Raw genomic sequence first — 14427 nt, 5'->3', positions numbered from 1 at the left:
CGGGTGCGGGAGTTGACGATTGCCGCGCCGTTGACGCTGCCGGTTTCTGAGGCTGTGCGGGTGCAGGTGCGGGTCGGGTCGGCCGACGACTCCGGTGCCCGGGACGTGGCGGTGCACGCGCAGCCCGACGGGGAGGCGGACGGGGAGTGGGTCCGGCATGCGGACGGTGTGCTGGAGCCTGTTGCCGCCGAGGAGCCGACGGTGGGGCAGTGGCCGCCGGCTGGGGTGTCCGAGGTGGACCTGTCGGGCTGGTATGAGGCGCTGGTGGGGCACGGGCTGGCGTACGGGCCGGTGTTCCGGGGGCTGCGCCGGGTGTGGGCCGGTGACGGCGACGTGTACGCCGAGGTGGCCCTGCCCGACGACGTGGCCGAGAGCGCCGGCCGGTTCGGGCTGCACCCGGCGTTGCTGGACGCCGCCCTGCACCCGATCGGGCTGCTCGACGCCAACACCGGCGCTGGGCCCCGGGTGCCGTTCGCGTTCGCCGGCGTGCAGGTGCACGCGGCGGGCGCGTCGGTGCTGCGGGTGCGGCTGGCCCGTGCTGGCTCCGGGGTGCGTCTCGTCGCGGTCGACGAGTCCGGTGCGCCGGTCGTCTCCGTCGACTCCCTCGTCCTGCGGGAACTGACCGGGCTGGCCGCGCCGAGCGCCGCCGACCGCTCGGTGTTCGAACTCACCTGGCACGCCGAGGGCGTGACCCCGGCCGCCGACGCGTCGGGCGCGGTGGCCCTCGGCGACGTCGCCCTGCCCGAGGTGCCGGCCTACCCGGACGTGGCGGCCCTGGTCGCCGCCGTCGAGGCGGGGCGGCCCGCGCCGGGCCTCGTCCTGCTGCCGGTCGGCCCGGACGGCGCGCCCGGCGACGCCGGCCCCAGCCCGGACCAGGCCCCCGGGAACACCCTGGACCGGGCCCCCGGCGACGACCTGCCCGGCCTGGTCCGGTCCGCGACGTCGGGCGTCCTCGGGACAGTCCAGGCGTGGCTGGCCGCCGACACCCTCGCCGACACGAAGCTCGCCGTGACGACCCGCGACGCCGTGGCGGCGCTGCCCGGCGACCGGGTGACCGACCTGGCGGGCGCGGCGGTGTGGGGTCTGCTGCGTTCGGCGCAGTCGGAGCACCCGGACCGCATCGTCCTGGCGGACCTCGACGGCCCGCTGGACGCCGACGCGGTGGCGCTGCTGGCGGCGGTGGCCGCCGACCCCGCCCCCACCGGCGGCCAGCTCGCCGTCCGGGGCGGCACCGTCCTCGCGCCCCGGGTCACCCGGCCCGCCGCTGACGCCCTCACCCCGCAGGGCGACCTGTGGCACGTGGCCGCCGTCGACCCGGGCACGATCGACGGCGTCGACCTGCTGCCCGACACCGCCCAGCCCCTCGCCCCGGGCCAGGTCCGCATCGCCGTTCGCGCCGCCGGGGTGAACTTCCGGGATGTGTTGATCGCGTTGGGGATGTATCCGGATTCGTCGGCGGTGATGGGTAGTGAGGGTGCGGGTGTGGTGTTGGAGGTCGGGCCGGGTGTCGATGATCTGAGCCCGGGTGATCGGGTGTTTGGGTTGTTTGAGCCGGGTTTTGGGCCGGTGGTGGTGGCGCAGCGGGTTCGGGTGGCGCGGGTGCCGTCGGGGTGGTCGTTTGTTGAGGCGGCGTCGGTGCCGGTGGTGTTCCTGACGGCGTATTACGCGTTGCGTGATCTGGCGGGGTTGCGGTCGGGTGAGTCGGTGTTGGTCCACTCGGGTGCGGGTGGGGTGGGTATGGCGGCGATTCAGCTCGCCCACCATTTCGGCGCGACCGTGTATGCGACCGCCAGTCCCGGCAAGTGGGGGACGTTGCGGGGTCTGGGGGTGGCTCCGGAGCGGATCGGGTCGTCGCGGTCGACGGAGTTCGAGGCGGTGTTCTCCTCGGCGTCGGGTGGTGCGGGGGTGGATGTGGTGCTGGATGCGCTTGCGGGTGAGTTCGTGGATGCGTCGTTGCGGTTGTTGCCGCGCGGCGGCCGGTTCGTCGAAATGGGCAAGACCGACGTACGCGACCCGGAACTGGTCGCCCGCCAACACCCCGGCGTGACGTACCAGGCGTTCGAGCTGAACGCCGCCGGTGGCGATCGCATCGGGCAGATGCTGGCCGAGTTGTTGGCGTTGTTCGAGAGCGGCGCGCTGCGGCCGTTGCCGGTGCGGGTGTGGGACGTGCGGCAGGCCCGGCAGGCGTTGCGGCACCTGAGCCAGGCGAAGCACGTCGGCAAGGTGGTGTTGACGGTTCCGGCTGCGGTGGATCCGGACGGCACGACCCTGGTGACCGGGGCGTCGGGCACCCTGGCCGGGGTGGTGGCGCGGCATCTGGTCGCCACGGGCCGGGCTCGTCGGTTGGTGTTGGCGTCGCGTCGGTTGCCGGTGGAGGGTTCCGACTACGCGGCGCTGGTGGCGGAGCTGACCGAAGCCGGTGCGCAGGTCAGCGCCGTGTCGGTGGACGTGGCCGATGCGGTGCAGGTGGCGGGCCTGGTGGCCGGGATCGACCCGGCGCATCCGTTGACGGCCGTGGTGCACACGGCCGGGGTGATCGCGGACGCGACCGTCGGCTCCCTGTCCGCCGACGGTGTGGCCACGGTGCTGCGGCCGAAGGTGGACGGCGCGTGGGCGTTGCACGAGGCGACCGCGCACCTTGATCTGTCGGCGTTCGTGGTGTTCTCGTCGATCGCGGCGACCCTGGGCTCGCCCGGTCAGGGCAACTACGCGGCGGCGAACGCCTTCCTCGACGCCCTCGCGCAGCACCGCCGCACGCAGGGGCTGCCCGCGACCAGCCTCGCCTGGGGCCTCTGGGCCACCACCAGCGCCATGACCGCCCACCTCGACGCCACCGAACACCGGCGTGCCATCCGCGCGGGCAGCGCCCCGCTCACCGACGCCGAAGGGCTCGCGCTCCTGGACGCCGCGCAGCGGCACGGTGGCGCGCACCTCGTACTCATGAAGGTGCCGGCGGCCACGGACGGACCGGTCCCCGCGCTGCTGCGCGACCTCGTGCGCCAACCCCGCACCCGGCGTCGGGCGGCGACCCGGGCCGCCGCCGACCTGTCGCTGGGCGAGCGGCTCGCCGCCCTCAGCCCCGCCGAACGGCGCGGGCAGCTCCTCGACCTCGTCGCCGGTGCCGTGGCGGCCGTGCTTGGCCACCGCTCCGCCGACACCGTCGACCCGCAGCGGCCGTTCAAGGAACTCGGCTTCGACTCGCTGACCTCCGTCGAGCTGCGCAACCGGCTCGCCACCGCCACCGGGCTGCGGCTGCCCGCCACCGTCGCCTTCGACTATCCGACGCCCGCCGTGCTCACCGACTTCCTCGACCGGGAGATCGGCGGCCGGGCCGCCCCCGCGCCGGCCCCCGCCGCTGCCGCCGCCACCGGCGTCGACGAGCCCATCGCGATCGTCGGCATGGCCTGCCGCTTCCCCGGCGACGTGCGGACCCCCGAACAACTGTGGGACCTCGTCACCGCCGGCGCGGACGTCATCGCGCCCTTCCCCACCGACCGCGGCTGGGACCTCGCCGACCTGCGCGGCGACGCCGGTGACGACACGGCCACCCCGCAGCGCGGCGGCTTCCTCTACGACGCCGCCGACTTCGACGCCGCCTTCTTCGGCATCTCGCCGCGCGAGGCGCTCGCCATGGACCCGCAGCAGCGGCTGCTGCTGGAAACCTCGTGGGAGGCGTTCGAGCGGGCCGGCATCGACCCGCTGACCGCGCGGGGCAGCAGCACCGGCGTCTACGTCGGGCTGATCTACCACGACTACGCCGGCAAGGCCCTCGGCACGTCCGACGAACTCGACGGGTACGTCGGCAACGGCAGCGCCGGCAGCGTCGCCTCCGGCCGCATCTCCTACCTGTTCGGCCTCGAAGGCCCCGCCGTCACCGTCGACACCGCCTGCTCGTCGTCGCTGGTCGCCCTGCACCTGGCCGCCCAGGCGCTGCGGCAGAACGAGTGCCAGCTCGCCCTGGCCGGCGGCGTCAGCGTCATGTCCACCCCCGGCATGCTCGCCGAGTTCTCCCGGCAACGCGGCCTGTCCCCCGATGGGCGGTGCCGGGCGTTCGGCGCGGGCGCGAACGGCACCGGTTTCGCCGAGGGCGTCGGCATGCTGCTGTTGGAGCGGCTCTCCGACGCCCAACGCAACGGCCACCGCGTCCTCGCCGTCGTGCGGGGCAGCGCGATCAACCAGGACGGGGCCAGCAGCGGCCTCACCGCCCCCAACGGGCCCTCCCAGCAGAGGGTGATCCGGCAGGCCCTGGCCAACGCCCGCCTGACCCCGGCCGACGTGGACGCCGTCGAGGCGCACGGCACCGGCACGGCGCTCGGCGACCCGATCGAGGCGCAGGCGCTCCTCGCGACGTACGGGCAGGACCGGCCCGCCGACCGTCCGCTGCTGCTCGGCTCGATCAAGTCGAACATCGGCCACGCCCAGGCCGCCGCGGGCGTCGCCGGGGTGATCAAGATGGTCATGGCGATGCGGCACGGCGTGGTGCCCCGCACCCTGCACGTCGACGAGCCGTCCCCGCACATCGACTGGTCGGCCGGGGCGGTGTCGCTGCTCACCGAGCCCCGCCCCTGGCCCGAGGCGGACCGGCCCCGCCGCGCCGCCGTGTCCTCGTTCGGCATCTCCGGCACCAACGTCCACACCATCCTGGAGCAGGCCCCCGAGGCGACGCCCGCGCCGACCGTGACAGTCCCGGCCGCCGTCACCACCGGCGACCTCACCACGCCCTGCGTGCTCTCCGCCCGCACCGGCGACGCCCTGCGCGAGCAGGCCCGACGGCTGCGCGACTGGCTGGGGGAGAACCCGGACGTCGCGCTGCCCGACCTCGGCCACGCCCTCGCCACCGGCCGGTCCGCGTTCGAACACCGCGCGGTGCTGCTGCCCCGAGACCGGCAGAGCCTCCTCGCCGGCCTGGCCGCCGTCGCCGCCGACGAGCCGTCGTCCGTCGTCGTCCGGGGCGCCGTCCGGCCCGGCCGGCTCGCCGTCCTCTTCTCCGGCCAGGGCGCGCAACGCCCCGGCATGGGCCGGGAGGCGTACGGGGCGTTCCCCGTGTTCGCCGCCGCGCTCGACGAGGCGTGCGCCCACCTCGACCCGCTGCTGCCCCGCCCGCTGCGCGACGTGCTGTTCGCCACCGAAGGCTCCCCCGACGCGGACCTGCTCGACCAGACGGTGTTCACCCAGGCCGGCCTCTTCGCCGTCGAGGTGGCCCTGTACCGCCTCGTCGAGTCGTTCGGGGTCGTCCCCGATTTCGTCGGCGGCCACTCCGTCGGCGAGATCACCGCCGCGCACGTCGCCGGGGTGCTGTCCCTCGCCGACGCCTGCGCGCTGGTCGCCGCCCGGGGCCGGCTCATGCAGGCGCTGCCCGCCGGGGGCGGCATGCTCGCCGTCGCCGCCGGTGAGGCCGACGTCCGCGCCTCGATCGTGGGCCTGACCGACCGGCTCGGGATCGCCGCCGTCAACGGGCCGTCGGCCGTCGTCGTCTCCGGCGCCGTCGACGCCCTCGACGCCGTGGAGGCCGGCTGGCGGGACCGGGGCGTACGCACCCGCCGCCTGCGCGTCAGCCACGCCTTCCACAGCCCGCTCATGGAACCGATGCTGGCCGGTTTCCGGGCCGTCCTCGACGGGCTCACGTTCCAGCCGCCGACGCTGCCCGTCGTGTCCAACCTGACCGGCGTCGCCGCCGACCCGGACGAGCTGGGCGACCCCGGGTACTGGGTGCGGCACGTCCGTGAGGCCGTCCGGTTCGCCGACGGGGTCGCCTACCTGCGGCAGCGCCACGTCGGCACGTACCTGGAGGTCGGGACCGACGGGGTGCTCGCCGGCATGATCTCCGACTGCCTCGCCGACGACGCGGACCCCACCGCCCGGCCGGTGGTCGTGCCGACCCTGCGCCGGGGACGCACCGAGGCGTCCGCGCTGCTCGCGGCCCTCGCCGAGGCGTACGCCGGCGGCGTCCCCGTCGACTGGGCCACCCTCACTGGCGGCGGTACGGCCGTGCGCCCGCTGGACCTGCCGACGTACGCGTTCCAGCGGCAGCGGTACTGGCCCGACGCGGCGGCCTGGCGGGCCGGCGACGTGTCGGGGGCGGGGCTCGCCGCGCCGGGGCATCCGTTGTTGGGTGCGGCGGTGCGGCTTGCGGGTGACGACGAGGTGGTGTTGACGGGTCGGTTGTCGGTGTCGTCGCATCCGTGGTTGGCCGATCATGTGGTGTCTGGTGCGGTGGTGGTGCCGGGTGCGGCGTTGGTGGAGTTGGTGGTGCGGGCCGGTGACGAGGTGGGTGCGTCGCGGGTGCGGGAGTTGACGATTGCCGCGCCGTTGACGCTGCCGGTTTCTGAGGCTGTGCGGGTGCAGGTGCGGGTCGGGTCGGCCGACGACTCCGGCGGCCGGGACGTGGCGGTGTATGCGCAGCCCGGCGGGGAGGCGGACGGGGAGTGGGTCCGGCACGCGGAGGGTGTGCTGGAGGCTGCTGCCGCCGAGGAGCCGGTGGTGGGGCAGTGGCCGCCGGCTGGGGTGTCCGAGGTGGACCTGTCGGGCTGGTACGACGCGCTCGTCGGGCACGGGCTGGCGTACGGGCCGGTGTTCCGGGGGCTGCGCCGGGTGTGGACGGGCGACGGCGAGCTGTACGCCGAGGTGGCGCTGCCGCAGCCGGCGGCGGACGCTTCCGCGTTCGGGGTGCACCCGGCGCTGCTGGACGCCGCCCTGCACCCGATCGGGCTGCTGCTGGCGGAGGAGGCGTCCGGGCCCCGGGTGCCGTTCGCGTTCGCCGGGGTGCAGGTGCACGCCGTCGGTGCCCGCGCGCTGCGGGTGCGGCTGAGCCGGGCCGGCTCCGGGGTGCGGCTCGTCGCGGTCGACGAGTCCGGTGCGCCCGTCGTCTCCGTCGACTCGCTCGTGCTGCGGGAACTGACCGGCGTCGCCGCGCCCAACGCCGCCGACCGTTCCCTGTACGAGGTGACCTGGCAGCCGCAGGACGTCGCTCCCGCCGCCGACGGCTCCGGCTGGGTGGCGCTCGGCGACGCCGGGCTGCCCGACGACGTGCCCGCGTACCCGGACGTGCCGGCGCTGGTGGCGGCCGTGGCGGCGGGCACGGCCGCGCCGGGTCTCGTGCTGCTGCCGGTTACCCCTGTCGGGGCCTCGGTTCCGGCTGGGGTGCGGGCCACGGTGACGGCCGTGCTGGGTGTGGTGCAGGCGTGGCTTGCCGCCGATGGGTTGGCGGATTCGCGGTTGGTGGTGGTGACCCGGGGTGCCGTGGCGGCGCGGGACGAGGACCGGGTGACCGATCTGGCGGGCGCGGCGGTGTGGGGTCTGCTGCGTTCGGCGCAGTCGGAGCACCCGGACCGCATCGTCCTCGCCGACACCGACGAGGCCATCGGCCCGCAGGCACTCGCCGTGCTGGCGACCGTCGCGGCCGACCCGTCCACCGTCGGCGGCCAGCTCGCGCTCCGGGGTGACGCGGTGTGCGTACCCCGGCTCGTGCGCCAGCCCGGCGCGGAGCTGACCCCGCCGGCGGACCGTGCGTGGCACGTCGCCGCCGCACGCCCCGGCACGCTCGACGGCGTCGAGATCGTCGCCGCCGCGCCGGCCGCCCTCGCGCCCGGCGAGGTCCGCATCGCGGTACGCGCCGCCGGGGTGAACTTCCGGGATGTGTTGATCGCGTTGGGGATGTATCCGGATTCGTCGGCGGTGATGGGTAGTGAGGGTGCGGGTGTGGTGTTGGAGGTCGGGCCGGGTGTCGATGATCTGAGCCCGGGTGATCGGGTGTTTGGGTTGTTTGAGCCGGGTTTTGGGCCGGTGGTGGTGGCGCAGCGGGTTCGGGTGGCGCGGGTGCCGTCGGGGTGGTCGTTTGTGGAGGCGGCGTCGGTGCCGGTGGTGTTCCTGACGGCGTATTACGCGTTGCGTGATCTGGCGGGGTTGCGGTCGGGTGAGTCGGTGTTGGTCCACTCGGGTGCGGGTGGGGTGGGTATGGCGGCGATTCAGCTCGCGCACCATTTCGGCGCGACCGTGTATGCGACGGCCAGCCCCGGCAAGTGGGGGACGCTGCGGGGCCTCGGGGTGGCTCCGGAGCGGATCGCGTCGTCGCGGTCGACGGAGTTCGAGCAGGTGTTCGCGTCCGCATCCGGTGGCGCGGGTGTGGACGTGGTGCTGGACGCGCTTGCGGGTGAGTTCGTGGATGCGTCGTTGCGGTTGTTGCCGCGCGGCGGCCGGTTCGTCGAGATGGGCAAGACGGATGTGCGTGATGCCGCCGTGGTGGCGGCGGAGCATCCGGGGGTTGCCTATCGGGCGTTCGACCTGAACGAGGCGGGCGGCGAGCGGATCGGGCAGATGCTGGCCGAGTTGTTGGCGTTGTTCGAGCAGGGTGCGCTGTCGCCGTTGCCGGTGCGGGTGTGGGACGTGCGGCAGGCGCGGCAGGCGTTGCGGCACCTGAGCCAGGCCAGGCACGTCGGGAAGGTCGTGCTGACCGTGCCGGCGCCCGCCGACGCCGAGGGCACGACGCTGGTCACGGGCGCGTCGGGCACCCTGGCCGGGGTGGTGGCGCGGCACCTGGTCGCCTCCGGCCGGAGCCGTCGGTTGGTGTTGGCGTCGCGTCGGTTGCCGGTGGAGGGTTCCGACTATGCGGCGCTGGTGGCGGAGCTGACCGGGGCGGGTGCGCAGGTCAGCGCCGTGTCGGTGGACGTTGCCGATGCGGTGCAGGTGGCGGGCCTGGTGGCCGGGATCGATCCGGCGCATCCGCTGACGGCCGTGGTGCACACGGCCGGGGTGATCGCGGACGCGACTATCGGCTCCCTGTCCGCGGACGGTGTGGCCACGGTGCTGCGGCCGAAGGTGGACGGCGCGTGGGTGTTGCACGAGGCGACCGCGGGGCTGGATCTGTCGGCGTTCGTGGTGTTCTCGTCGATCGCGGCGACCCTGGGCTCGCCCGGTCAGGGCAACTACGCGGCGGCGAACGCCTTCCTCGACGCCCTGGCGCAGCACCGCCGCGCGCAGGGACTGCCCGCGACCAGCATCGGCTGGGGCATGTGGGCCACGGGCGGGATGACCGCCCAGCTCAGCGCCGACGACCGGCAACGCCTGGGCCGGCTCGGCATGACCGGCCTCACCGCCGACGAGGGCGCCGCCCTCCTCGACGCCGCGACCGCCGGGCCCCGGGCGGCGGTGGTCGCCGCCCGGCTGCGGATCACCGGCGACGCCGGGCAGGTCCCGCCGATCGTCCGGCTGCTGGCCCGTACCGGGTCGCGCCGCCAGGCGCGCACCGGGCAGGCCGGCGCCGGCACGGGCTGGTCCGAGCGGCTGGTCGGGCTCTCGCAGGACGAGGCGCGGCGGTTGTTGGTGGACCTGGTGTGTGGTCAGGCGGCGGCGGTGTTGGGGCACGCGTCGGCGCAGGCTGTTGCGGGTGGGCGGGCGTTCAAGGAGCTCGGTTTCGACTCGTTGACGTCGGTGGAGCTGCGTAACCGGCTGGCCTCGGCTACCGGGCTGCGGTTGACGGCGACGCTCGTGTTCGACTATCCGACGCCGGAACGCCTCGCCGAGCACCTGCACGAGCAACTCGGCCACTCCGCCGCCCCGACCGCCACCACCCGGGCCGTCGCCCGGGACGACGACGATCCGATCGCGATCATCGGCATGTCGTGCCGGTTCCCGGGTGGGGTGTCCAGCCCGGAGCAGTTGTGGGACCTGGTGGCCTCCGGCGGGGATGCGATCGGTGGGTTCCCGGCGGACCGGGGTTGGGACCTCGACGCGCTGTACGACCCGGATGCGGATCGGGCGGGGACGTCGACGACGCGGCAGGGTGGTTTCCTGTACGACGCGGCGGAGTTCGACCCCGGGTTCTTCGGGATCAGTCCTCGTGAGGCCCTGGCGATGGACCCGCAGCAGCGGCTGCTGTTGGAGACGTCGTGGGAGGCGTTCGAGTCCGCCGGCCTCGACCCGCGCCACACGAAGGCCACCACCGGCGTCTTCGCCGGCCTGATCCATCACGACTACGCGGGCCGCCTGGAAGCCTCGGAGGAACTGGAGGGGTACCTCGTCAACGGCACCGCCGGCAGCGTCGCCTCCGGCCGCGTCGCGTACGTCTTCGGCCTGGAGGGGCCGGCGGTCACCGTCGACACCGCGTGCTCGTCGTCCCTGGTCGCGCTGCACCTCGCGGCGCAGGCGTTGCGCTCCGGCGAGTGCGACCTGGCCCTGGCCGGCGGCGTCACCGTCATGGCCACGCCGAGCGCGTTCGTCGGCTTCTCCCGGCAGCGCGGACTGTCCCCCGACGGGCGGTGCAAGTCGTTCGCGGCGTCGGCGGATGGAACGGGTTGGTCGGAGGGTGTGGGCATGCTGCTGGTGCAGCGGCTGTCCGACGCGCGGCGGGAGGGGCGGCGGGTTCTCGCCGTGGTGCGGGGGACGGCGGTGAACCAGGACGGGGCGTCGAACGGGTTGACCGCGCCGAACGGGCCGTCGCAGCAGCGGGTGATCCGGCAGGCCCTGGCCAACGCCCGCCTGACCCCGGCGGACGTGGACGCGGTCGAGGCGCACGGCACCGGCACCACCCTGGGTGACCCGATCGAGGCGCAGGCGCTCCTCGCGACGTACGGGCAGGACCGGCCCGCCGACCGTCCGCTGTTGCTCGGCTCCATCAAGTCCAACATGGGCCACACGCAGGCGGCGGCCGGCGTCGCCGGGATCATCAAGATGGTCCTGGCGATGCGGCACGGGGTGGTGCCGCCCACCCTGCACGTGGACGAGCCGTCGCCGCACGTCGACTGGTCGGCGGGGGCGGTCGCCCTGGCTACCGAGGCGACGCCGTGGCCGGTCGTGGATCGGCCGCGTCGGGCGGCGGTGTCGTCGTTCGGGATCTCCGGGACGAACGCGCACGTGATCGTGGAGCAGCCTCCGGTGGAGGTTGTCGAGGGTGTGGTGGTGGAGCGGGTGACGCCGCCGGTGGTGCCGGTGCTGCTGTCGGCCCGTACCGAGGGTGCTCTTGCGGGGCAGGCGGGTCGGTGGGCCCGCTGGTTGACGGGTGGCGACTCGCTTGCCGCCGTCGACGTGGCGTGGTCGTCGGTGACGACCCGTCCGGCGTTGGAACAGCGGGCGGTGGTGACGGCCGCCGGGCGCGACGATCTGCTGGCCGCGTTGCGGGCCCTGGCGGCGGGTGAGCCGTCCGGTGCCGTGGTGGTCGGTGCCCCGGAGCAGCGCGGTCAGCTCGCGGTCCTCTTCTCCGGTCAGGGCGCGCAGCGTGCCGGCATGGGTCGGGAGTTGGCGGAGGCGTTCCCGGTGTTCGCCGCCGCGTTGGACGAGGTGTGCGCCGGGCTGGATCCGCTGCTGCCGCAGCCGCTCAAGCCGGTGCTGTTCGCGGATGCGGGCACGCCCGAGGCGGCGTTGCTGGACCAGACCGTGTTCACGCAGGCGGGCCTGTTCGCGGTCGAGGTGGCGTTGTTCCGCCTCGTCGAGTCGTTCGGTGTGGTGCCGGACTTCGTCGGTGGGCACTCGGTCGGGGAGATCACCGCCGCGTACGTGGCGGGGGTGCTGTCCCTGGCCGATGCGTGCGCGTTGGTTGCCGCCCGGGGCCGGTTGATGCAGGCGTTGCCGGCCGGCGGGGGAATGCTCGCCGTGGCCGCAGCCGAGGAGGCGGTGGCGGAGTCGATCGCCGGTCGCGCCGGCGTCGGGATCGCGGCCGTCAACGGGCCGTCGGCCGTGGTCGTCTCCGGTGCCGTCGAGGCCCTGGACGAACTTGAGCAGGTCTGGCGCGACCGGAGCGTCCGCACGCGCCGGTTGGCGGTGAGTCACGCGTTCCACAGTCCGTTGATGGAGCCGATGCTGGCCGAGTTCCGGGCCGTGCTCGACGGGCTGTCGTTTGCCGCGCCGCTGTTGCCGGTGGTGTCGAACCTGACCGGGGCGCTCGCCGATGCCGACGAGATCCGTACCCCGGATTACTGGGTGCGGCATGTGCGGGAGGCGGTGCGGTTCGCCGGCGGGGTCGCCGTGCTGCGTAAGGCGGGGGTGGGCGTGTTCCTGGAGGTGGGGCCGCGGAGCGTGTTGACGGCCCTGGCCGCCGAGGTGTTGGCCGGTGACGAGGGGGTGTTGACCGTCGCCGCGCAGCGTCGGGACCGGCCCGAGGTGACCGGGCTGCTTGCCGCCCTGGCGGAGTTGCACGTGGCCGGGGTGCCGGTGTCGTGGCGGCAGTGGTTCGCCGGGGCGAACCCGCGGCGGGTGGACCTGCCGACGTATGCGTTCCAGCACCAGCGGTTCTGGCCCGAAGCTCTGCCGCGCCACCGGAGGGACACCGACGGCGGGGATGCCGAGTTCTGGGCCGCCGTCGAACGCGGCGACCTGACCGCCCTGGCCGCCCAACTCGGCGACGACACCGCCGTGGACGCCCTTACCCCGGCCCTGCCCGCCCTCACCACCTGGCGACGGGCCCGCACCCGCGACGCGGCGGTGAACGGCTGGTCGTACCAGGTCGGGTGGCGGCGGATCGACCCCGGCGACCCGCCGGTGGCACCCGGCGGCTGGCTGCTCGTCGGGCCCGACGGCGACACCGCCGACGACATCGCCGCCGCGCTCGCCACGGCCGGCGGGGACGTGCGGCGGCTGCCCGCCGACCCGGCCACCGCCACCCGGGGCGGCCTGGCCCGGCGGCTCACCGCCGCGCTCGCCGACGGGCCCGTCACCGGCGTCGTCTCCCTGCTCGGCCTGGCCGACGACCCGCACCCGGAGCACCCGGCCGTGCCCGCCGGCACGGCGGCCACGCTGCTGCTGGCGCAGGCCCTGCACGACGCCGGGGCGAGCACGGCCCTGTGGTGCGTGACGCGGGGCGCCGTCGGCACCGGCGACGGCGATGCCGTCCGCAGCGCCGCCCAGGGCGGCCTGTGGGGCCTCGGCCGCGTCGCCGGCCTGGAGTTGCCGCAGCTCCGGGTCGGCCTGCTCGACCTGCCCGCCGCCGAAGCCGACCCTGCCGCTGGCGTCGACCGCGCCGGCAGCGCCACCCGCGTCGACCCGGCCCGGCTCGCGGCGGCCCTCACCGCCGCCGGCGACGAGGACCAGCTCGCCGTGCGGCACACCGGCGTGTACGCGCGCCGGCTGACCCGGGCCACCCCCGCCGACGCGGCGGCGGCCGACCGGTGGCGACCCTCCGGCACCGTGCTTGTCACCGGCGGCACCGGCGCGCTCGGCGCGCACGTGGCCCGCTGGGCCGCCGGTAACGGTGCCGAACACCTGGTGCTGACCAGCCGGCGCGGGGACGCCGCGCCGGGCGCGGCGGAGCTGCGCGACGAGCTGACGGCGCTCGGCGTACGGGTCACCGTCGCCGCCTGTGACGTGGCCGACCGGGACGCGGTCGCCGCGCTGCTCGCCCGCGTCGACGCCGACCCGGCCCCGCTGACCGCCGTGGTGCACGCCGCCGGCCTCAACGACGTGGCCCCGCTCGTCGACACCGACCTCGGCCGGCTCGCCGGGGTGCTGACCGGCAAGGCCGCCGGGGCGGTGCACCTCGACGAGTTGCTCGGCGACCGGCCGCTCGACGCGTTCGTGCTGTTCGCGTCCATCGCCGGGATCTGGGGCAGCGGCGGGCAGGCCGGCTACGCGGCCGGCAACGCCCACCTCGACGCCCTCGCCGAGCGCCGGCGCGCCCGGGGACTCGCCGCCACCTCCGTGGCGTGGGGGCCATGGGCCGACGGCGGGATGGCCACCGACGACGCCCAGCGGGAACTGGCCCGGCGTGGGCTGCGGGCGATGTCCCCGGCCGACGCCGTGCACGCCCTGCGGGTCGCCGTCGGGCGCGGGCGGGCCTGCCTCACCGTCGCCGACGTCGACTGGGCGACGTTCGCCCCGGCGTACGCGTCGGCGCGGCCCCGGCCGCTGCTGGCCGACCTGCCCGAGGCGCGGCCCGCCTCCGGTGCGGCCGACGACGACGCCGCGCCTGCCGACGGCGGGCGGGCCCTGCGGGACCGGCTGCTCGCCCTGCCCCGCGACGAGCAGGACCGGCACCTCACCGACCTGGTCCGCGCCGAGGCCGCGGCCGTCCTCGGCCACCCCGGCCCGGAGCGGGTCAAGCCCCGGCGGGCGTTCAAGGACCTCGGCTTCGACTCGTTGACCGCCGTGGAGCTGCGCAACCGGCTCACCCGGGCCACCGGCCTGCCCCTGCCCACCACGCTCGTCTTCGACCACCCCGACCCGGCCGCCGTTGCCGACCACCTGCTCACCGCGCTGCTCCCCGAGGCGCACCGCGAGGAGGCGGGCGACCCGGCCGAGACGGCGGTGCGCCAGGCCCTGGCCACCATCCCGCTGGCCCGCATCCGCGAGGCCGGGCTCCTCGACCTGCTGCTCAAGCTCACCGACGGCGACGACACCGAGCCCGCCCCCGGCGGCGGGGACGTCGACATCGACGAGATGGACGCCGACACCCTCATCAGGCTGGCGCTCGACGGCTCCGAGTCCTGACCTTGCCCCACGTAC

1 protein-coding gene is annotated in these 14427 nt (G+C 75.5%); it reads left to right on the top strand.

The window, feature by feature from the left end; translation table 11 throughout:
* The coding region (locus ACFYWL_RS30455) for a type I polyketide synthase (protein WP_386980035.1) at window positions 1-14412 on the top strand (14412 nt) is incomplete at its 5' end.
* Window positions 14413-14427: the final 15 nt, after the last annotated feature.

The organism is Micromonospora sp. NPDC002575 (assembly GCF_042889525.1).
GTDB classification, from domain to species: Bacteria; Actinomycetota; Actinomycetes; order Mycobacteriales; family Micromonosporaceae; genus Micromonospora; species Micromonospora carbonacea.
This window is presented reverse-complemented; position numbering and strand designations above follow the sequence as displayed.